The organism is Saccharopolyspora shandongensis, assembly GCF_900106995.1.
Classification (GTDB): domain Bacteria; phylum Actinomycetota; class Actinomycetes; order Mycobacteriales; family Pseudonocardiaceae; genus Saccharopolyspora; species Saccharopolyspora shandongensis.
In genome coordinates this window covers 90,753-111,244 of record NZ_FNOK01000003.1, presented here as the reverse complement: position 1 = coordinate 111,244, position 20,492 = coordinate 90,753, and the positions used below count along the sequence as shown (strand labels likewise).

The following is a 20,492-nucleotide window of genomic DNA, read 5'->3' as shown; positions in this document are numbered from 1 at the left end:
GGATCTGTGATGGCACAGACTGCTACCCGCACCAAGCCTGCCACTCGCGCCACCAAGTCGCGCCGCGCCGGTTCGGTACGCGGCTCCGGCGGCGGACGGTTCGCCGGTGAGTCGCCGGAGCTCCTGAAGGACTACTTCTACGAGATGACCCTGATCCGCCGCTTCGAGGAGCGCGCGGCCCAGGGCTACACCCAGGCCAAGATCGGCGGCTACTGCCACCTCAACCTCGGTGAGGAAGCCACCGTCGTCGGCCTGATGCGGGCGCTGCGCAAGAGCGACCTGCTGTTCACCAACTACCGCGAGCACGGCTACGCGATCGCCAAGGGCATCGAGCCCGGCCGCGTGATGGCCGAGCTGTACGGCCGCACCACCGGCACCTCCAAGGGCTGGGGCGGCTCGATGCACATGTTCGACGTCGAGGCCGGGCTGCTCGGCGGCTACGGCATCGTCGGCGGGCAGGTCCCGCTGGCCACCGGTGCCGCGATGGCCATCGACTACCGCGGCGGCGACCAGGTCGTGATGTGCCAGATGGGCGACGGCACCACCAACATCGGTGCTTTCCACGAGGCGCTGAACATCGCCGCGCTGTGGAACCTGCCGGTGGTCTTCGTGGTGATCAACAACCAGCTCGGGATGGGCACCACGGTCGACAAGTCCTCCGCCGAGCCGGACCTGTTCAAGCGCGCCGCCGCCTACCGGATGCACGGCGAGCGGGTGGACGGCAACGACGTGCTGGCCGTCCGCGACGCGGCGAGCCGCCTGGTCGAGGAGGCCCGCGAGAGCGGTCGCCCGGCGCTGCTGGAGGCGGTCAGCGAGCGGCTGAAGGGCCACTCGGTGGTCGACCCGGCCAAGTACCGCAGCGAGGACTCGATCGAGAAGGCCAAGCAGGCCGACCCGGTGGCGAACTTCCGGGCCGAGCTGATCGAGGCGGGCATCCTCGACGAGGACGCCGCCGTGGAGATCGAGCGCAAGGCGCAGGCCGAGGCCGACGCGGCGGTCGCGTTCGCCGACGACAGCCCGCACCCGGACCCCTCGACGCTGTTCGACTACACCTACGCCACTCCAGTGGCCAACGACTCGCGGCGCCTGCCGGCCGACCCGGTCTTCTGAGGCTTCTGCCCCGCGAATTCGCGACACCCCGCCACAGATCCCGTGGATCTCTCTGACGCCAATGGAGAGATCCACGGGGTTCACCAATGCTTTTGTGCAGGAGAAAAACCCTTGGCCGTCATCTCCTATCGCCAAGCGTTGCACGACACGCTTCGCGAAGAAATGCTGCGCGATGAGGACGTCTTCCTCATCGGCGAGGAAATCGGGGTCTTCGAAGGCTCCTACAAGATCACCGCCGGGCTGCTGAAGGAATTCGGCGAGAAGCGCGTGCGCGACACCCCGATCGCCGAAGAGGGCTTCGTCGGCGCCGCGGTCGGCGCCGCCATGCTCGGCCTGCGGCCGGTCGTCGAACTGATGACGATCAACTTCTCGTTGATCGCGCTGGACCAGATCGTCAACCACGCGGCCAAGATCTACGGCATGTTCGGCGGGCAGACCAGCGTGCCGATGGTGTTGCGCACGCCGGGCGGCGGCGGCCAGCAGCTGGGCGCCACCCACTCGCAGAACATCGAGCTGTACTACGCGTTCGTGCCGGGCCTGAAGGTCGTCGCGCCGAGCACCCCGGCCGACGCCAAGGCGCTGCTGCTGGCGTCCATCCGGGACAACGACCCGGTGCTGTTCCTGGAGAACCTCGCGCTGTACAACACCAAGGGCGAGGTCCCGGACATCGTCGAGCCCGCCGAGATCGGCAAGGCGAAGGTGACCAAGCAGGGCACCGACATCACCATCATCGGCTACTCGCGGATGGCCATGGTCGCCCAGCAGGTCGCCGAGAAGCTGCAGGCCGAAGAGGGCATCAACGCCGAGGTCGTCGACCTGCGGAGCCTGCGGCCGCTGGACCGCGACACCGTCGTGGAGTCGGTGCGCAAGACCGGCTGCGCCGTGATCGCCGAGGACGACTGGCTGACCTACGGCATCGGTGCGGAGGTCGCCGCGTCCATTTCGGACGGTGCGTTCGACTACCTGGACGCCCCGGTGCGTCGCGTCGCCGCGGCGGAGGTTCCGCTGCCCTACGCCAAGCCGCTGGAGCGGGCCGCGCTGCCGTCCGCCGAGTCCCTTACGACCGCTGTCCACCAAACGCTGGACGCCGTCGGCCGCCGTCGCTAGGAGAGGTTTCGGGTGCTCTGCGTGCCGGTGCGGGTAGCGGAACCTCAGAAGCCTTCTCGACTCCGGGATCCCAGACTTGTGTATGACCAATACGCGGCATCTGGGCTGTCCTCGCGAGAAGGCTTCTGAGAACCCGCGGCGGTGCCGGTTGCGAGGGCGGTTGAAAGCGGCTGGCGCCGCTTGCCTGACGTTCGGCCCGACTGGGCGCGTGGAGCTTTCCGATCCCAACGTATCTGCTGAGGAAGACCATGACTGAGATTCAGATGCCGAGGCTCTCCGACACGATGGAGGAGGGCGTGATCTCGACCTGGCACAAGAACGTCGGTGACCAGGTCAAGCGCGGCGAAGTGATGGCCGAGATCGAGACCGACAAGGCCATCATGGAGCTGGAGGCCTACGACGACGGGGTGCTGGAGAAGATCCTCGTCGACGCGGGTGCGACGGTGCCGATCGGCACGCCGATCGCGATCCTCGGCGACGGCTCCGGTGCCGCCGCGGAAGCCGCCCCGGCCCCCGCGCCCGCCGCCGCTGCGGCTCCGGCCGCCGAGGCCCCGGCCCCGGTCGAGCCCGCCGCCGCGCCGGCTCCGGCCGCGCCGGCTGCGCCCGCTGAGCAGGGTGCGAAGCCGAAGGCGTCGCCGCTGGCGAAGGCGGTCGCCAAGGAGAAGGGCGTGGACCTGTCCACGGTGCAGGGCACCGGCCCCGGCGGGCGGATCATCCGCGCCGACATCGAGGCCGTCGCCTCGGCCGCCCCGGCCGCCGCTGCTCCGGCTGCCGCCGCGCCGGCCGCCGCTCCGGTGGTGTCCAATGAGGACGTCGAGGAGATCCCGCTCAGCAACATCCGCAAGGTGACCGCGAAGCGCCTGACGGAGAGCAAGCAGCAGGCCCCGCACTTCTACCTGACCAGCGCCATCGACGTCACCGACCTGATGGCCTTCCGGGCGACCCTCAACGAGCGCCTGCAGGCCGCGGGCGGCCCGAAGGTCAGCGTCAACGACCTGATCGTCAAGGCGGTGGCGACGGCCCTGCGCGCGAACCCGGCGGTGAACGTCTCGTTCGCCGGCGACAAGATGCTGCAGCACAAGCGCATCAACCTCGGCGTCGCGGTGGCCATCGACAACGGCCTGGTCGTGCCGGTGATCAAGGACGCCGACCGCAAGAGCGTCTCGGAGATCGCCGCGGAGAGCCGGGAGCTGGCCGGGCGGGCCCGCGAGGGCAAGCTGAAGCTGGACCAGATGTCCGGCGGCACCTTCTCGATCTCCAACCTGGGCATGTTCGGCATCGAGCAGTTCAGCGCGGTGATCAACCCGCCGGAGGCGGCGATCCTGGCGGTCGGCGCGGCCCGCGACGAGGTGCAGGTTCGCGACGGCGAGTTCGTGGCCCGCAAGATCCTGCGGGCGACGCTGTCGGCGGACCACCGGGCGGTGGACGGCGCGGTCGGCGCGGCGTTCCTGCAGCTGCTGACCGGCCTCCTGGAGGACCCGATCCGCATCATCGCCTGACGATCGGCGACTTGGGCCCCTTCCGCGACGACACGGTCTCGCGGAAGGGGCCTTTTTCACCGTCGGCGTGGACCGGCGCGCGGTAGAAGTTGGTGTTGGGCGCCTTGATCGCGCTACCGGGTGCCCCAGGCGTAGGTCTGCTTGCGGAGCTTGAGGTAGACGAAGGTCTCGGTGCCGGTGACCGACTCCAGGCTGCGGATGCGGCGGTTGATCACTTCCAGCAGCTGGTCGTCGTCCCGGCACACCACCTCGACGAGCAGGTCGAACGAGCCCGCCGTGATCACGACGTACTCGATCTCCGGCAGCTCCGCGAGCCGGTCGGCGACCTCCTGCACGTCGCCGGACACGGTCACGCCGATCATCGCCTGCCGCAGGAAGCCGAGCTGCAGCGGATCGGTGACCGCGACGATCTGCACCATCCCCGAGTCCAGCAACCGCTGGACGCGCTGGCGCACCGCTGCCTCGGACAGGCCGACGGCCTTGCCGATCGCGGCGTAGGACCGTCGGCCGTCCTGCTGCAGCTGTTCGATGATCCGCTTGGACAACTCGTCCACGTGGACGGGCGATTTCGCGTCCGGCGAGTCCTGCTCGTGGGGCTTGCGTGTCACAGCGACGTATCGTTGCCGCCGCGCGAGCCGGGTGCAAACCCGGGGTCCGTCAGCTCAGCGCGTCGACCAGCTTCGGCGTCAGCCGCTCCAGGGCGAACGGGATGCTGGAGACGGTGGCCGAGCCCAGCGCCATGGTCAGGTCGTAGTCGTCCAGCAGCACCAGGGCGCCGCGCTTGGCCGCCGGGAGGTTGTTCAGCAGCGGGTCCTTGCGGACCGCGTCCACGTCGGCGGCCTTGGCGGTCGTCACGATCACGACATCCGCGTCCAGCAGCGACACCTGCTCCTTGCTGACCTTGACGTTGAACTTGCCGCCGCTGTCGAGGTTCTCGATGGCGGGCGACAGCCGCAGCCCGAGCTGCTCCAGCAGCGCGGTGCGGGCGTCCTGCTTGGTGTAGGCGGCGTAGGTGCCCGCCGAGTCGGTGCGGACCGTCACGTGCGTCTTGCCCTCGAACAGCGGGTTCGCCTGGCGGGTCTGGTCGATGCGTGCCTGGGTGTCGGCGAGCAGCTTGGCGACCTCGGCCTGCTTGCCGAGCGCCTGGCCGATCGTCTCGGCCTGCACCCGCCAGTTCACCCCGTAGTCGATGGAGTTCGGCGGCTGCGCCACCACCGGGTTGAAGGTGCTGAGCCGGTTGTACTGCTCCTGCGTCAAGGCGCTCTGCAGCGCGATCATGACGTCCGGGGCGAGCGCGATGACGCCTTCCACGTCGACCTCGCTGCCGAACACCTTGGGGCGCTGACCGCTCAGGAAGGGCTCCGCCCACGGGCCGACGCCGCTTTCCCACGGGCCCCACTTGGTCAGCCCGGCCGGGATCACGCCCAGCGGCAGCAGCACGTCGTGATCGGTGATGCCCAGGGTGACGACGCGCTGCGGCGCGGCTTTGATCTCCGCCGCGCCGTACCGGTTCGGGATGTTCGCCGGGAATCCGGGCCCGGTCTGGGCGTTGCCGGTCCCGCCCGGTCCGCCGGAGCCGCCGCAGGCCGTCAGCCCGGCGGCCAGTCCGGCGGCGAGCACGCCGGTCGTGCCGATCAGGAAGCCCCGACGGCCGAACCTGCCGCGGTCACCAGCTCCTGGGGGAGGGGTCATCACCGAAGTCCTTCGTCGTCCGGTTCGGGCGGACCGCCCGAAGTTCTGGCAAGAAAGGCTAACCTAAGTTGACCTCTTCCCCGCGGGCAACCGCGAGGCGCGGTCCGGTGAGACGGATCACCGCAGGCGGCCGGCGAGGTATGGTTAGCGGGGAGAGATCGCACGTGCACCATGCGTGAACAGCCGCGGGGATGCTGGAGCCGCCATGAGTGACGATGATGTTTTCGGCCGTCGCTGGGTGCTAGCCGAGGACGAGCTGCTGAGGATGCTCTGGCGCAGCCACGCCGGGGAAAACCCCGATGTCCTGCTGCTGGAGCTGCACGCGAACCACCAGGAGGACCGCCGGAATCCCCGGCCGGCCGCCGACCGGCGGCCCCGGTCGGTGCCGCATCCGCGGCGCAACCGGCACCACACGGTGCGCTGATCCGCCGTTCCCTCCCGGCGGCCGAGCCGCGGCCGATACGGTGGGCGTTGATCGCCACCGCACGGGAGACCAATCCTGATGAGTTCGTTCCTCTCCGGTGTCCGCACGCTCGGCACCGGTTTCGGCATCATCCTGCGCAATCCCAAGCTGCTGTTCCTCGGCGCGCTGCCGGCGCTGATCAGCGCCCTGCTGCTGCTGGGCGGCCTCGGCACGCTGATCTACTTCACGCCCGACCTGGTCAGCTGGATGACGCCGTTCGCCGACAGCTGGGGCGATGCCGCCCGCCAGGGGCTGCGCATCCTGGTGGGCGTGGCGCTGGTCGGCGCGGGCGGGCTGCTGGCGTCGGTGTCGTTCATCGCCGTCACGCTGCTCATCGGCGGACCGTTCTACGAGCACATCGCCGAGCAGGCGGAGCAGCAGCTCGGGCTGGACGCCTCCGACGACGGCGCCGGTTTCGCGCGGCAGCTCGGCCGCGGCGTGCGGGATTCGCTGAAGCTGGTGGGCATCGCGCTGGTCGGCGCGATCGTGCTGTTCGGCATCGGGTTCATCCCGGTGGTCGGGCAGATCGCGGCGCTGGTGCTGGGCGCGCTCTTCGGGGCGTGGCTGGTCACCCTGGAGATGGTCGGCCTGGTGTTCCAGCGGCGCGGCCTGACCTTCCGCGACCGGCGCCGGGCCCTGCGGCAGCACCGGGCGGCGGTCTTCGGCTTCGGGCTGCCGACCTACCTGCTGTGCCTGATCCCGGTCGCACAGCTCGTGGTGATCCCGTCGGCCGTCGTCGGCGGCACGCTCCTGGCGCACCGGGTGCTCGGGCCGGTTCCCCGGCAGGACGGCGTCGCGCGGCGATGATTCGCAGCGCCGCCACGCAAGACGCGTTTGTCCACAGGTTTTAGAGTCGGGGTGTGACTCAGCCTAGGCAGCCCGATGACTCCTACCTCCGCGCCGTTTCCGCTGCTACCGAGCGGGCGGTCGCCGCGGCAGAGCCGATCCGCTCCGAGTTCGCGGGCGCCGGCGAGGCGTTGCGCGCCGACGTCGAGCGGTGGGTGGACGACAACGCGGAGGATCTCGTCGCGCTGAGCCGGGATCTGCACGCGCACCCGGAGGAGGCGTTCGCCGAGCACCGGTCCGTCGCCCAGGCCGCCGAGCTGCTGCGGCGCCACGGGCACGACGCCGAGGTGGGCGTCGGCGGGCTGGACACCGCGCTGCGCGTCGAGGCGGGCGGCGACGGCCCGCACGTCGCGGTGCTGGCGGAGTACGACGCGCTGCCGGGCATCGGGCACGGCTGCGGCCACAACATCATCTGCTCGGCGGCCGTCGGCGGGTTCCTCGCCGCCGCCACCGCGGTGGCGGCGACCGGCGGCCGGGTGAGCCTGGTCGGCACGCCGGCCGAGGAGGGCGGCGGCGGCAAGGAACACCTCGCCAGGGCAGGCCTTTTCGACGACGTCGACGCGGTCGTGATGCTGCACCCGTTCTCCCACGACATCGCCGCGCACCCGTTCCTCGGGCGGCGCCAGGTGGAGGTGGTGTTCCACGGTGTCGCCGCGCACGCCGCCGCGCAGCCGTTCATGGGCCGCAACGCGCTCGACGCGGTCGTGGCGACGTACCAGGGCGTCGCGGCGATGCGGCAGCACATGCCGTCCACGGACCGGGTGCACGGGATCATCACCGACGGCGGCAAGCGGCCCAACGTCGTGCCCGACCGCGCCGCCGCGGTGTTCTACGTCCGGTCCGCCGAGCCGGGCTCGTTGCAGGACCTCGCCGCCCGGATCGAGGCGATCGCGCACGGCGCGGCCTCGATGACGGGCTGCGGCGTCGAGCTGAACTGGGACAACAACCCCGCTTACCTGCCCATCCGGCACAACGACGCGTTGGCGGCCCGCTGGGCGCGGCACCAGGCCCGGCGCGGCCGGACGTCCCTGCCGCGCGGCGTCGTCCCGGAGTACCTCACCGGCTCGACGGATCTCGGCAACCTCAGCTACCGGCTCCCGGCGATCCACCCGATGATCGGCCTGGGCGACCCGAACCTCGCCCTGCACACCGAGGAATTCGCCGCCGCGGCGGCGACTCCGGCGGGCGACCGGGCGGTGCTCGACGGCGCGATCGGCCTGGCTCTGACCACAGTGGACTACCTGGCCGACGCGGACCTCCGGCAGGCGGCCCGGGCCGAGTTCGAGGCCGCGGGCGGCGCCTTGGACGTCGCCACCTACTTCGGCTGACCCGCTCTGACCGCCGCGAGGCCACCACCTGGATGCCCGGGCTTTCGCCGGAGCTGGGGAAATGCCCGTGGAATCGGTTTCCGCAAATCTGCGGAATCGGTTCGGGACGTCCCCGATTCTGTGGAGAAATCGGCGCGAAATCGATTACGCTCCAGGCGGTACGAGACCGAGGAGGTGGCGTGGGCGTCACGATCCACGACGTGGCGGCGCGAGCCGGGGTGTCGGTCGCGACCGCGTCGCGCGCCCTGTCCGGTCAGCGCGGCGTGCGAGCGGAGAACCGGGAGAAGGTCCTCGCGGCCGCGCGCGAGCTCGACTACGAGCCCAACGTCGTCGCCGCCGCACTGCGCAGCCGCACCACGCACACCATAGGCATGGTCGTGCCGCGCATCGGCAACCCCTTCTTCGCCACGCTCGTCGAATCCGTGGAGAAGCAGCTGCAGGGCGGGCAGCGCAGCCTGCTGCTCGCGAACTCGCACTACGAGCCGGAAACCGAACAGCGCCAGGTCCGCGCGCTGCTCGATCGCCAGGTCGACGCCCTGATCATGATCCCGTGCCACCGCGAACGCAGCGGCGAGGTGCTGGCGGCGGCCGCCGCGCGGGTTCCCGTCATCCAGCTCGACCTGCGGGTGGACGGTTTCGCGGGCAGCTGGGTCGGCGTCGACAACGAGGCCGGGGTGAGCCAGGTCGTGCGCCACCTGCTGGGGCTCGGCGCGAACCGCCTGGTGTTCGTCGGGTCGCGGCCGACCGACTCGTCGGCGCAGGCCCGGCTGGACGGCTTCCGGCGCGCCGCGGGCGAGGGTGCCGACGTGCTGCTCGGCGACTTCAGCAAGGAATGGGGCCAGCAGGCCGCGGAGCGCCTGCTGGCGCAGGGGCCGCTGCCGGAGGGCATCGTGTGCGGCAACGACACGATCGCCCTGGGCGTGCTGAGCGAGCTGGCGCGGCGCGGCGTCCGGGTGCCCGAGGACGTCCGGGTCACCGGCTTCGACGACATCCCGTACGCCGAACTCGCCCAGCCCGCGCTGACCACGGTGCGGCAGCCGCAGGAGCAGATCGCGGCGGAGGCGGTCCGGGGGCTGGGGGCGCAACTGGCCGGCGACGAGGCCGCGTCCCGCGGCGTCGCCATCGCCCCGGAGCTGGTCGTCCGCGCCTCCGGCTGAACTACGGCTACGCTGGGCCGCGGTCTGTCGCCGACCTTGGGTGTCTACTGTGGACGATTTAGTGCGGGAGTGGTCCGCGCAACTGCTGGATTCGGGCAACGTCGCCGCGCTCATCGCGGGCGTGCTCTCGCTGCTCCTGGTGCTCAGCCGCAACACCTGGCTGCTGCTGCGCAACGTGGTGACCATCGCCCACGAGGGCGGGCACGCGGTGGTCGCGCTGCTCAGCGGGCGCAAGCTGAACGGCATCCGGCTGCACTCCGACACCTCGGGGCTGACCGTGTCGACCGGCAAGCCGACCGGGCCGGGCATGGTGTTCACGCTGCTGGCCGGCTACCCGGCGGTGTCGCTGCTCGGGCTCGGCGGCGCGTGGCTCGTCACCGTCGACCTCGCGCACGTGATGCTGTGGGTGTGCATCGCGCTGCTCGCCGTGATGCTGCTCGCCATCCGCAACGCCTACGGCGTGCTGTCGATCGTGCTCACCGGCGGCGTGATCTTCGCGGTGTCCTGGTTCGCGACGCCGGCCTGGCAGGCGCTGTGCTGCGCGCTGTTCAGCTGGTTCCTGCTCTTCGGCGGCCTGCGGCCGATCGCCGAGCTGCGCCGCAAGCGCACCGGCGGCCGCGCCCCGAACTCCGATGCCGACCAGCTCGCCCGGCTCACCGGGCTGCCCGCCGGGATCTGGCTCGCGATCTGGTTCCTCGTCGGACTCGTCGCCGTGGTGATCGGCGGGACCTGGCTGCTCCTGATGCCGCAGGTGTGAATTCTTGTTTCCAGGCTCGTCTTGCGTGGCGGTGCGGCTAAGCGGCTGCGCCGCTTCAAAGACAACGATGTGAGCAACGGCTTGTTGCCGAGGTCGCGGTTTTCTAGCAGCATCGCGGCGTGACGAGTGCTTCGAGCGCCCTGGGTGGCAAGTTCCCGCTGACCGCGGAGTTGACCGCGAGCCGGCTCGGTTTCGGTGCGATGCAGCTGGCCGGGCCCGGCGTGTTCGGCCCGCCCGCCGATCGCGAGCAGGCGATCCGAGTGCTGCGCCGCGCCGTGGAGCTGGGCATCGACCACATCGACACCAGCGACTTCTACGGGCCGTGGGTGGTCAACGAGCTGATCGCGGAGGCGCTGCGGCCCTACCGCGACGGGCTCGTGCTGGCCACCAAGATCGGCGCGTACCGCGACCACGAGGCGGCGTGGCTGCCGCTGAACCACCCCGACGCGCTGCGCGCGCAGGTGCACGACAACCTGCGCCGCCTGGGGCTGGAGACCCTGGACCTGGTCTACCTGCGGCACACCGTCGACCGGGGCATCGCGCTGGCCGACCAGCTCGGCGCGCTGGCCGAGCTCCGCGAGCAGGGCCTGCTGCGCGCCATCGGACTGTCCAATGTGTCCGCCGCGCAGTTCGAGGAGGCGCGGCGGCACACCGAGATCGCGTCCGTGCAGAACCTCTACAACGTGGTGAACCGGACGTCGGCCGATCTGGTCGAGCAGACCGCGGCGGCCGGCGCCGCGTTCGTCCCGTTCTTCCCGTTGGGCTCCGGTTTCGCCGACAGCCGCGCCCGCCAGGACGACGTGCTGCGCGCGGTCGCCGAGCGCCGCGGCGCGACCCAGGCCCAGGTGTCCCTGGCCTGGCTGCTGCAGCGCTCGCCGAACATCCTGCTGATCCCGGGCACCTCCTCCCTCGGCCACCTCGAGGAGAACACCGCGGCCGCGGGCGTGGCGCTCACCGCCGAAGACGTCGCCGAGCTGGATGCCCTGGTCGCGGACGGGGAAACCCTCGAAGAGGCGCACTGACGCTCATCGCAACTGCTTGCGCCGGAACTCGGTGCGGTACGCGATCGGGCTGCTGCCGACGCGCTCACCGAAGTGCCGGCGCAGCACCGCGGCCGAACCGAAGCCGACGTGGTCGGCGATCACCTCGACCGGCAGGTCGGTGGTTTCGAGGAGCTCCTGCGCCCGGTGCACGCGCGCCAGCACCAGCCAGCGCAGCGGCGTAGTCCCGGTCTGGGCGCGGAACCGGCGGTTCAGCGTGCGGACGCTCACCCTCGCCCGTTCCGCGATCTCGTCCAGGGCGAGGTCGCGGTGCAGGTTGTCGCGCATCCAGTCCATCGTTGGCTGCAGGCTGCCGCCGGGCCGCTCGTACTCGATGAACTGCGCCTGGCCGCCGTCCCGGTACGGCGGCATCACGATCCGCCGGGCTGCGTGGGCGGCCAGCGCCGCGCCGTGATCCCGGCGGATCAGGTGCAGGCACAGGTCGATGCCGGCGCACACCCCGGCAGAGGTGAGCACCTGCCCGTTGTCGATGAACAGCACCGACGGGTCCACCTGCACCCGTGGATAGGTCTCGGCGAGTCGCGCGGCGGCGTCCCAGTGCGTCGTCGCCCGCGCCCCGTCGAGCAATCCGGCGGCGGCGAGCAGGAACGCGCCGGTGCAGATCGACGCGATGCGCGCGCCCCGGGCCGCGGCGGTGGTCAGCAGGTCCAGCGCCTCCGGTGCCGGTGGCTGCCGGTGATCGCGCAGCCCCGGCACGACGATCGTGTCCGCATCGGCGAGATCGGCGAGGGTGAACGGTGCGGACAGCCGGAAGCTGCCGGTGCCCACGGCGGTGACGAGCGCGTCCTCGGCGCTGCAGACCCGCACCTCGTAAGGGCTTTCCTCGCCGGGCGACCAGGCCGACGCGAAGACCTGGCACACGGTGGTCAGGTCGAAGCCGACCACGCCGTCCACGGCCAGCACACCGACAACGTGCATGACCAGAATCTAGCGGAAAGCGGCATTCCGGCTGCTGGTCCCGGGCGGCGGGCAAGATCAGGATCAACGGCATGAACCGACGATCCCTGTTCCGAACCGGCGCGGCCGTGGCCGTGGCCGGCGGTGTGATGGCAACTCCCGCGCACGCCCAGCAGCGCGACCGGCTGCGCGTGCACGTGCTCGTGTTCGACGGCGCCGACGACCTGGACTTCGTTGCGCCGAACGAGGTCTTCCAGCATGCCGTGCACCACGGCGCGCGCATCGAATCGAAATTCGTCACCGGCGGCGAGCCCGGCACGATCTCCTCGGCCTTCGGCACGAAGCTCGAGGCCGCCGGCTGGTCGCCGCGGGACGCGGACCTGATCGTGGTGGCCGGTGGCGGCTACGGCAAGCCCGCGGACCAGCCCGGGGTGCCCGCCGAGATCCGGCGCGGCCACCTCCCGGCCATCCTGCGCGACGCCCGGCGTCCCGGCCTGACGCTGGCCGCCGTGTGCACCGGCGCGATGCTGCTGTCGGCGGCCGGGATCACCGAAGGCCGACCGTGCACCACGCACCACCAGGCCATCGCCGATCTCGCGGCGCAGGGCGGCCGGATCGCGCGCGGCCGCGTCGTCGACGACGGCGACCTGGTGACCGCGGGCGGCGTCACCTCGGGGCTCGACCTGGCGCTTTGGTTGGTGGAGCGGCATTTCGGCGCCGACGTGGCGCTGGGTGTGGAGACCACCATGGAGTACGAGCGGCGGGGCACGGTCCGGCACGTGTAGGCCGATCTCGATCGATACGGACGGTCGCGGCGCGGTCACGTCCGTCAAGCCGTTTAGTGTCACCCAGTAGTCTGGCCGACACGCAACGGCGCTAGAAGCGAGGCGAACCGTGACCGAACAGGCGACGTGGGTACCCCAAGACGTCGACGAGGAGATCCCGAGCGCGGCGCGGCTCTACGACTACCTGCTGGGCGGCGCGCACAACTTCGCCGCCGACCGGGCGTTGGCCGAGAAGTTCCTGACCGCGCTGCCCAGCGCGCGCGACGTGGCGCGGCTCAACCGGGCCTTCCTGCGGCGCGCCGTGGTCTGCATGGCGCAGCACGGCGTGCGGCAGTTCCTCGACGTCGGCTCCGGCATCCCGACCGTGGGCAACGTGCACGAGATCGCCCAGGCCGCCGACCCGCAGGCGCGTGTGGTGTACGTGGACTACGAGTCGGTCGCCGTCGCGCACAGCCAGCTGCTGCTGGAGGGCAACGACAACGCCACCATCATCCAGGCCGACCTGGCCGAGCCGGGCACCATCCTGGAGCACCCGGAGACCCGGCGGCTGCTGGACTTCGACGAGCCCATCGGCCTGATCATGGCCGGGGTGTTCCACTTCGTGTCGCACGAGCAGGACACCCCGGGGATCATCACCCGCTACCGGGACGCGCTGACGTCCGGCAGCTACCTGGCGTTGTCGCACTTCACCGCCGACATCAGCCCGGACGAGATGGCCGGTGTGGTGGAAGTCATGCGGCGCAGCTCGGACTCGATCCACACCCGCACGCACGCGGAGATCACCGAGCTGTTCACCGGGTTCGATCTGGTCGAGCCGGGCGTCGTCGGCACCGCGCTGTGGCGGCCGGACCGGCCGGAACGGGCCGCCGACGAGCCCGGCGGTTCGCAGATCTACGCAGGGGTGGGACGCAAGCGATGACGGGTCACGGGGGGCGTGGCGCTGATTTCCGGTGATGCTAGGAAGGTGTGCGACCAGGGCGATTCGCCGAACGTTGACGGACGGGTGAGATGAGCGAGGGAACTCCGGACGCCCCGAGCGGAATGCCGGACGTGCTGGACCCGAAGCGGTACGACGCCGACTGGCGGGCCGAGGTGGCACGCCGCTGGGCGGCGCAGCTCAGCACGGCGTCCTACATCCCGCTGTCCCGCGAGACCGTCGAGCAGACGCTGCAGGAACTCGTCGACCGCGTCGTCGGCGCCCTCGACGATCCGTCCACTGTGGACGAGGTGGGTCGCACCGTCGGCAGCAAGCTGGTCGAGATGCACGCCACCGGCGAGGACAGCCTGCCGCTGAGCCTGAACCTGCTCCGCGACGAGCTGGTCCAGCTGCCCGGGAACGACGCGGTGCGCCGGATCCTCGGGCTGGTCACCGCGGTCGCGGCCGGCTACGCCGCCGCCGACCGGGAGAGCACCTTCGTCCAGCAGGAGACGCTGAAGAAGGCGCTGCTGCGCTCGAAGCTGAAGGCCGACCGGGAGCTCGCGGCCAGCGAGGCGCGGTTCGGCGAGGTGTTCACGACGACGCCCATCGGGGTCGCGATCTGCGACCTGGAGGGGAAGTTCGTCCAGGTGAACCCGGCGTTCGAGAACACCCTGGGCTACCAGGCGCACGACCTGGCGGCCATGACGATCCACGACCTGTTCCACTCCGACGACGCCGAATACCTGACGGCGGCCTACCGCGAGCTCGCCGAGGGCGGCAGCTCGAAGCGGCTCAGCGACCGCAAGCGCCTGCAGCACGCCACCGGCGAGGAGGCGTGGGTCTACCTGGCGGTGTCAGTGCTGCGCGGTTCCGACGGCGCGCCGCGGCACTTCGTCACGATGGTCGAGGACATCACCGAGCTGCACCTGCTGCAGGACCGCTTCCAGTACCAGGCCCTGCACGACGCGCTGACCGGGCTGCCGAACCGGCAGTTCTTCCACACCCGCCTGGAGGCGGCGCTGGCGAACCTGCCGAACGACGCCCGGCTGGCGCTCTACCAGCTGGGCCTGGACGGCTTCGAGCTGATCAACGACGGCCTCGGCTACGAGGTCGGCGACCGGGTGATCAAGGCCGTGGCCCGGCGGCTGGAGCAGCTGGTCGAGAACGAGGAGGGGATAGTCGCCCGGTTCGGCGGCACCGAGTTCGCGATCCTGCTCTGGCAGCAGGAGAAGACACCGCCGGTGACAACGTTGACCCAGCAGATCAACGACCTGCTCGCCGAGCCGGTCTACGTCGGCGACCAGGGCATCGCGGCGTCGGCCGGGATCGGCGTGGTGGAGCGGATGGCGGCCGACGCGGACGCGGCGAGCATGCTGTGGGCGGCGGACGTCGCGCTGCGCCGCGCGGAGGCCGCGGGCAAGCGGCAGTGGGCGCTGTTCGACCCGGACACGGCGCCGGAGGAGCGGATCGAGTCGAAGCTGGCCGCGGTGATGCCCGGCGGCCTGGAGCACGGCGAGTTCGAGGTCCTCTACCGGCCGCTGGCCCGCATGGACAACGGCGCGCTGGTCGCGCTGGAGGCCGAACTCCGCTGGGAGACGAGCGAATACGGCACCCTGGAGCACGGCGAGTGCCAGCGCCTCGCGGAGCGCTCCGGGGTCACCCTGTCGCTGCGGGACTGGATGCTGGAAACCGCGTGGCGGCAGCTGTGCGAGTGGCGTACGGCGGGCTACGAGGTGCAGCTGAAGCTGTCGCTGAGCCCGAACCAGGGCCAGGACCCGGACCTGGCGGCGGTGATCCACCGGGTGCTGGACTCCTGCGACATCGACGCGACGTGGATGCGGCTGTGCCTGCCGATGGCCGCGATCAGCGGCGACCACGAGGAAGCCCGGGACAACGTCCGCTACCTCAACAGCCGCGGCATCAAGACCTCGCTGCACGGCTTCCACGGCTCCGCGGACGAACTGCGCCTGCTGCGCGACCTCCCGGTCGACTCGGTGCGCCTGTCGGACGATCTCGTCGACCTCGTGCACGCGGCGGAGTCCGCGGACGTGCCGGAGGTTCAGGCGATCCGGTCGCTGGTGCCGCTGGTCGAGGCCTGCGGGGCCCGCCTGTGGGTGGGCCGGATCGACACGGCGGAGCAGGCGGCCACCTGGCACGAGATGGGCTGCGAGGTCGGCGCGGGAGCCCACTTCGGCGAGCCGCTGTTCGCCTTCGACGTCCCCGACTTCCTCGGCCCGGAGGGCTAGCCCGGAAACGCGGAGCGGCCCCCGCCGGGTGTTCCGGCGGGGGCCGCATCACTTCGCTACCGGCTCAGTTCTGGTACACCGGCTGGGTTTGCGGGTTGAACTCCTCGAAGCGGACCTTCTTCGCCGAGTCCGTCCGCTTGTCCTTGATGTCCAGCACGTCCAGGCCTTCCTGGATGCCGCTGGAGTAGATGTAGCCGTTGTAGTAGTACGCCGACCAGGAACCCGCCGTCTGCAGCTTCGACGGGTCGAACGCGCTGCGGTCGAAGAAGCCGATCTCCTCCGGCTTGGTGGAGTCGGTGAAGTCCCACACCGACACGCCGCCCTGGTACCAGGCCTGCACCATGATGTCGCGGCCGTCGACCGGGATCAGCGAACCGTTGTGCGCCACGCAGTTCTCGGTGTCGGCCTGGTGCCGCGGGATCTTGAAGTAGTTGCGGAACTCCAGCTTCGAGTCCGCGCCCGAGCCGACGATGTCGTAGACGCCGTTGGCGCCGCGGGTCGGGCCGGTCGCCTCGTTGCAGGTGGCCGCGCCGCCGCCGCCGAGCTCGTCGGTGAAGACGACCTTGGTGCCCTCGTTGTTGAACGTCGCCGAGTGCCAGAACGCGAAGTTCTCCTCGTCGCGGACCTGGTTGATCACCCGCGGCTGCTCCCGGTCGGAGATGTCCAGCAGCACGCCGTCACCCATGCAGGCGCCGGCGGCGAGGTCCTTCTCCGGGAACGCGGTGATGTCGTGGCAACCGGTGGTCGCGCTGGTGCCGGGCGAGCCCGGGTTGCCGCCGTCCGGGAACAGCACGGGTGCGTCCACCACCACCGGCTCGGCCGGGTTGGCCAGCGGCACCTTGATGATGGAGATCTTGTCGTGCGGCGGCTGGCACTTCGGGAACTCCGCGCGCGGGCCGTACGACGAGACGTAGAGGTACACCGCCTCGCCGGCCTTGTCCGGCACCAGGGTGTTGGTGTGCGAGCCGCAGTCGGTGGCGATCGCCGACACGTAGCGCGGCTTGGCCGGGTCGCTGATGTCGAAGACCTTCATGCCCTCCCAGCCGTTGGGGTCCTTGGCGTCGGTCTTCTCGCTGGTGCACGTGTTGTTCGTGCGCGGGTAGTCGGTGGAGACGAACAGCAGGTTGCCGGAGACGGAGACGTCGCCCTGGCCGCCGGGGCAGAGCACCTGCGTGACGACCTGCGGCTTCTTCGGGTTCTTGATGTCGTAGACGACGAATCCGTCGTAGCTGCCGACGAACGCGTAGTTCTGCTTGAAGGCGATGTCGGTGCCGAAGGCTTCGAGCGTGTTGAACGGCGCCTGCTTCGGCAGGTTGGTGACGTGCTCGATGTTCTCGCTCTTGCTGACTTCGCCGGCCGGCGCGGCAACGGTCTGCGCGGAGAGTTCCTCCGGGCCGTTGTTCGGCGGCGTCGCCGCGGATGCCGGGGCGAGCGCTAAGCCGAGAGTCAACACGCCGATCGCCGCGCCCAGCGCGCGCAGCCTTCCCCTGGGGCTCGGTTTCAAGACCATCCACTCCCATGCTCGTCGCTGCCCTGCGTTCGGGCAGTCGAAATGGGCGGTACCGAGTACCGCTGGAGATCAGTATTGTTATGCCCGGATCGTGGCCCTATCGGCCAATTGGCCGCAATTGCCTGCAACACAAGGAGGATTCGATGCGCCGGTTAACAGCCGCGTTACTTCTGGCGGTGGGCGCGCTGGCCGGTTGCGCGACGGAGCAGGCGTCGCCGCCGGTGGTCCTGCCGGGCGCGCCGGGCGATCAGCCGCAGGTGGTGGCGAGCGCGGCGCCGGAGCGGAGCACGCCGGTCGAGGTCGAGGCGGACTACGTCCGCATGATGATCGTGCACCACCAGCAGGCGGTGGAGATGACGGCGCTGTCCCCGGAACGCGTGCAGAATCCCAAGGTTCGCGCGCTGTCGGAGCGAATCGGCGGCGCGCAGGGCCCGGAGATCGGCGCGATGCAGGGCTGGCTGGCCACCCGCGGCCTCGACGAGCAGACCGGCCACAGTGGACACGGTGGCCACGGCGGCGGCCACGACCACGCGAGCATGCCGGGCATGGCGACGCCGGAACAGCTGGCGCAGCTCGAGAATTCCAGGGGAGCGGACTTCGACCGGCTGTTCCTCCGGCTGATGATCGCCCACCACGAGGGCGCCCTGACGATGGCCACCGACGTCATGGCCAATGGCCTGGACGAGCAGGTCCACGAAATGGCCCAGGACGTCCTCGTGACCCAGCAGGACGAGATCAACACCATGCGAGCCCTGCAGGCCGAAGTCGGCTGACCTGCGCTCCTCCGTTCGCGGCGGGCGCGGTCGCCGCGATGTGCGGTTCGCTTCACGTCGAGAGGCTTTCCTGACTAGGATTCGTGCTTTGGATCCGCGCGATCCCGGCTGGGGATCATGGCGGCCGATGTGACGTCCGGCGGTGCTCTGGGAACCGATCCGGCACTGGTTGGAACGGGGTTGTCATGAGGCCGTTAGGTCCGTCGGGCCCGCGCGAGGTCGGGCAGTACCGGGTGCTCGCGGAGCTGGGCCGAGGCGGGATGGGGCGGGTGCTGCTGGGCAGCGGCCCGGACGGCCGGCTGGTCGCGCTGAAGCTGGTGCACGACCAGTTCGCCGAGGACGACGGGTTCCGGGCGAGGTTCCGCCGCGAGGTGGAGGCATCTCGCGCGGTGTCCGGCGCGTACACCGCCGCGGTCATCGATGCCGACCCGGACGCGCCCACGCCGTGGCTGGCATCGGTTTTCGTGCCCGGTCCCTCGCTGCACGAGACGGCCGCGGCCATCGGTGCGCTGCCGGAGGAATCGGTGCTGCGCCTGGCCGCCGGGCTGACCACCGCGCTGGTCCAGATCCACCGGGCCGGGCTGGTGCACCGGGACCTGAAACCGTCCAACGTGCTGCTCGCCGAGGACGGTCCCCGGGTCATCGACTTCGGCATCGTCCGGGCCGTCAACGGCGACCGGACCGGCGACCTGACCCGGGCCGGCTGGCTGGTCGGCTCGCCCGAGTACATGTCGCCCGAGCAGGCCAAGGGCGAGTCGGTGACCTCGGCCAGCGACGTGTTCTCCCTCGGTTCGGTCGTCGTCGCGGCCTGCACGGGTGCCAGCCCGTTCGCCGACACGGCGACCCTGCAGACCCTGAACAACGTCGTGCTGGTCGACCCGGACCTCTCCGGGATTCCCGGCGCGGTCCGGCGCATCGCCGAGCCGTGCCTGGCCAAGGATCCCGCCGAGCGGCCGACCCCGGCCGAGCTGCTGGAATCGATCGGCCAGATCGCTCCGGCAGCGCGGCCGTGGCCCGCCGGGGTGCACCGGTTGATCGCGCAGCGGAACGCCGACATCGCCCGGCTCCTCGACGCGTCGCAGGTGCCGACTGCGATCACCGGCACGCCGACGGTGGTGTCCACCCGGGTGGACACCGGCCCGGTCGACGCGACCCGCGAGGCCACCGCAGAGGAAACCCCGCCCACGCGCACCGAGCCGACGGCCGACGGGGGTGCCCGGCGGCACTTGCTGGGCCTCGGCGTCGCCGCCGTCGCGCTGGCTCTGGTCGGCGTCCTGATCTGGGCGCTGCAGCCGCCGCCGCAGGTCTCCTCCTCGCCGCCGCCGCAGGTTCCCCAGGTCGGTTCGATGGCCGCTGTCGTCCCGGCCCGGCGTCTGCTGTTCAGCCCGGACGGCCGCACCATGGCGACCGTCCACCAGGACAGCACCGTGCAGCTGTGGAACGTCGCCGAACAGCGGCAGGTCGGCCAGATCATCGGCCCGCTCGACGGCCTGAACGACCTCGTGTTCGGCCCGGACGGCCGAACCCTGCTCGCCGCGATCTACGACGGCTCCAACGGTTCGGTGCGCCAGTGGGACGTGGCCAGCGGCGCCCAGGTCGACCAGCACCCCATCGCCGGGATCGGCGAACTGGCCGAGCGGTCCGAGTGGCTGGTGTTCAGCCCGGATGCCCGCTACCTGGCGGTCAGCTACGACGAGGATGTTTCGGAAGCGGACGACGTGGAAGAAAACGTCGTGCGGGTGTGGGACGTGGCCGGTGGCCAGCAGATCGGCGATCTCAACGTCCGGGACGAGGAGTATGGCGGTCCTGGGATCACCTTCGGCCCGGACGGCCGCACCGTCGCGATCAGCGTGCAGTGGACCGACAAGTCCGGGTCCGAGAACGACGTCAGCGCCGTGATCCTGTGGGACTTGGCCAGCCGCCGGCAGATCGGCGACCCGATCAGCCTGCCCCGGGCGGAGAGCCTCAGCACCACCGCGTTCGGCCCCGACGGCCGCGTCCTGATGACCGTGGGCAAGGCCACCGCGACCACGTCCGACGACGAGACCGCCAGCGCGTCCACCAAGACCAACTGGCTGCGGTTGTGGGACCTGTCCAGCCGCAACCAGATCCGCCAGCCCAGCACCATTCCCGACGGCTCCTGGCAAGTGCCCAACCGGGACGGAAGCGTGCTCGCCATCAAGGACAACGACACCGTGCGGCTGTGGAACGTGGCCGCCGCCGAGCAGATCGGCCCCGCGATCGAGCGCGTCAACAACATGGTGTTCAGCCCGGACGGCCGCACCCTGGCAACCGCGGGCGAGGACGGCGTTGTGCGGCTGTGGAGCGTCCCCGCCGGCTGA

Annotated in this window: 18 protein-coding genes; 14 read left to right on the top strand and 4 right to left on the bottom strand. The window is 70.9% G+C overall.

Going from position 1 to position 20,492, the window contains the following annotated elements; translation table 11 throughout:
• The first annotated feature begins 9 nt into the window (after nucleotides 1–9).
• From pdhA to BLW84_RS03845, 3 genes are all read left to right on the top strand, one after another.
• Nucleotides 10–1,110, top strand: coding sequence for a pyruvate dehydrogenase (acetyl-transferring) E1 component subunit alpha (pdhA, locus tag BLW84_RS03855; RefSeq protein WP_093261336.1), 1,101 nt, complete (start codon nucleotides 10–12; stop codon nucleotides 1,108–1,110).
• 111 nt (nucleotides 1,111–1,221) lie between these two features.
• Nucleotides 1,222–2,217, top strand: a complete 996-nt coding sequence (locus BLW84_RS03850) for an alpha-ketoacid dehydrogenase subunit beta (RefSeq protein WP_093261334.1) — start codon at nucleotides 1,222–1,224, stop codon at nucleotides 2,215–2,217.
• A gap of 248 nt (nucleotides 2,218–2,465) precedes the next feature.
• Entirely contained in the window at nucleotides 2,466–3,716 is a 1,251-nt protein-coding gene (locus BLW84_RS03845; protein ID WP_177226266.1) for a dihydrolipoamide acetyltransferase family protein, read from the top strand.
• Between the two features lie 113 nt (nucleotides 3,717–3,829).
• Here BLW84_RS03845 and BLW84_RS03840 read toward each other — a convergent pair whose 3' ends face one another.
• Nucleotides 3,830–4,324 carry an Lrp/AsnC family transcriptional regulator gene (locus tag BLW84_RS03840; RefSeq protein ID WP_093261331.1) on the bottom strand — a complete coding sequence of 165 codons (495 nt, stop codon included), beginning with the start codon at nucleotides 4,322–4,324 and terminating at the stop codon, nucleotides 3,830–3,832.
• A gap of 49 nt (nucleotides 4,325–4,373) precedes the next feature.
• The gene (locus BLW84_RS03835; RefSeq protein WP_093261328.1) at nucleotides 4,374–5,408 is read right to left on the bottom strand and encodes an iron-siderophore ABC transporter substrate-binding protein; all 1,035 of its coding nucleotides are present in this window, start codon (nucleotides 5,406–5,408) and stop codon (nucleotides 4,374–4,376) included.
• Between the two features lie 205 nt (nucleotides 5,409–5,613).
• On the opposite strand from BLW84_RS03835, the gene BLW84_RS03830 reads away from it, so the two are divergent.
• From BLW84_RS03830 to BLW84_RS03805, 6 genes are all read left to right on the top strand, one after another.
• A complete protein-coding gene (locus BLW84_RS03830) occupies nucleotides 5,614–5,832 on the top strand; it encodes a hypothetical protein (protein WP_093261326.1) in 219 nt (72 codons plus the stop codon).
• 78 nt (nucleotides 5,833–5,910) lie between these two features.
• Nucleotides 5,911–6,678: an EI24 domain-containing protein gene (locus BLW84_RS03825; protein WP_093261324.1), complete on the top strand. Its 768-nt coding sequence runs from the start codon at nucleotides 5,911–5,913 to the stop codon at nucleotides 6,676–6,678.
• Between the two features lie 53 nt (nucleotides 6,679–6,731).
• Nucleotides 6,732–8,045, top strand: a complete 1,314-nt coding sequence (locus BLW84_RS03820) for a M20 family metallopeptidase (protein ID WP_093261322.1) — start codon at nucleotides 6,732–6,734, stop codon at nucleotides 8,043–8,045.
• 179 nt (nucleotides 8,046–8,224) lie between these two features.
• The gene (locus BLW84_RS03815; protein WP_093261320.1) at nucleotides 8,225–9,202 is read left to right on the top strand and encodes a LacI family DNA-binding transcriptional regulator; all 978 of its coding nucleotides are present in this window, start codon (nucleotides 8,225–8,227) and stop codon (nucleotides 9,200–9,202) included.
• Between the two features lie 49 nt (nucleotides 9,203–9,251).
• Entirely contained in the window at nucleotides 9,252–9,959 is a 708-nt protein-coding gene (locus BLW84_RS03810) for a M50 family metallopeptidase (protein ID WP_093261318.1), read from the top strand.
• Nucleotides 9,960–10,078: 119 nt separating this feature from the next.
• Complete coding sequence (locus BLW84_RS03805) at nucleotides 10,079–10,981, top strand: oxidoreductase (protein ID WP_093261315.1); 903 nt, start codon at nucleotides 10,079–10,081, stop codon at nucleotides 10,979–10,981.
• A 3-nt stretch (nucleotides 10,982–10,984) separates the two neighbouring features.
• On the opposite strand, the gene BLW84_RS03800 is transcribed toward BLW84_RS03805, so the two are convergent.
• Nucleotides 10,985–11,938, bottom strand: coding sequence for a GlxA family transcriptional regulator (locus BLW84_RS03800; RefSeq protein ID WP_093261313.1), 954 nt, complete (start codon nucleotides 11,936–11,938; stop codon nucleotides 10,985–10,987).
• 71 nt (nucleotides 11,939–12,009) lie between these two features.
• Between BLW84_RS03800 and BLW84_RS03795 the strand changes: the two genes are divergently transcribed.
• The 3 genes from BLW84_RS03795 to BLW84_RS03785 all read left to right on the top strand — a co-directional run bounded on the left by BLW84_RS03795 (nucleotide 12,010) and on the right by BLW84_RS03785 (nucleotide 15,867).
• Nucleotides 12,010–12,702: a DJ-1/PfpI family protein gene (locus tag BLW84_RS03795; protein WP_093261311.1), complete on the top strand. Its 693-nt coding sequence runs from the start codon at nucleotides 12,010–12,012 to the stop codon at nucleotides 12,700–12,702.
• Between the two features lie 109 nt (nucleotides 12,703–12,811).
• Nucleotides 12,812–13,621 (top strand): SAM-dependent methyltransferase, encoded by an 810-nt coding sequence (locus BLW84_RS03790; protein ID WP_093261309.1) that lies wholly within the window; start codon nucleotides 12,812–12,814, stop codon nucleotides 13,619–13,621.
• A gap of 89 nt (nucleotides 13,622–13,710) precedes the next feature.
• Nucleotides 13,711–15,867 carry a putative bifunctional diguanylate cyclase/phosphodiesterase gene (locus BLW84_RS03785; protein ID WP_245760914.1) on the top strand — a complete coding sequence of 719 codons (2,157 nt, stop codon included), beginning with the start codon at nucleotides 13,711–13,713 and terminating at the stop codon, nucleotides 15,865–15,867.
• A 64-nt stretch (nucleotides 15,868–15,931) separates the two neighbouring features.
• Here BLW84_RS03785 and BLW84_RS03780 read toward each other — a convergent pair whose 3' ends face one another.
• Nucleotides 15,932–17,377, bottom strand: a complete 1,446-nt coding sequence (locus BLW84_RS03780; protein WP_093261305.1) for an LVIVD repeat-containing protein — start codon at nucleotides 17,375–17,377, stop codon at nucleotides 15,932–15,934.
• 143 nt (nucleotides 17,378–17,520) lie between these two features.
• Here BLW84_RS03780 and BLW84_RS03775 point away from each other — a divergent pair, with 143 nt between their 5' ends.
• The gene (locus BLW84_RS03775; protein ID WP_093261303.1) at nucleotides 17,521–18,150 is read left to right on the top strand and encodes a DUF305 domain-containing protein; all 630 of its coding nucleotides are present in this window, start codon (nucleotides 17,521–17,523) and stop codon (nucleotides 18,148–18,150) included.
• 185 nt (nucleotides 18,151–18,335) lie between these two features.
• Nucleotides 18,336–20,492, top strand: a complete 2,157-nt coding sequence (locus tag BLW84_RS03770; RefSeq protein WP_093261710.1) for a WD40 repeat domain-containing serine/threonine protein kinase — start codon at nucleotides 18,336–18,338, stop codon at nucleotides 20,490–20,492.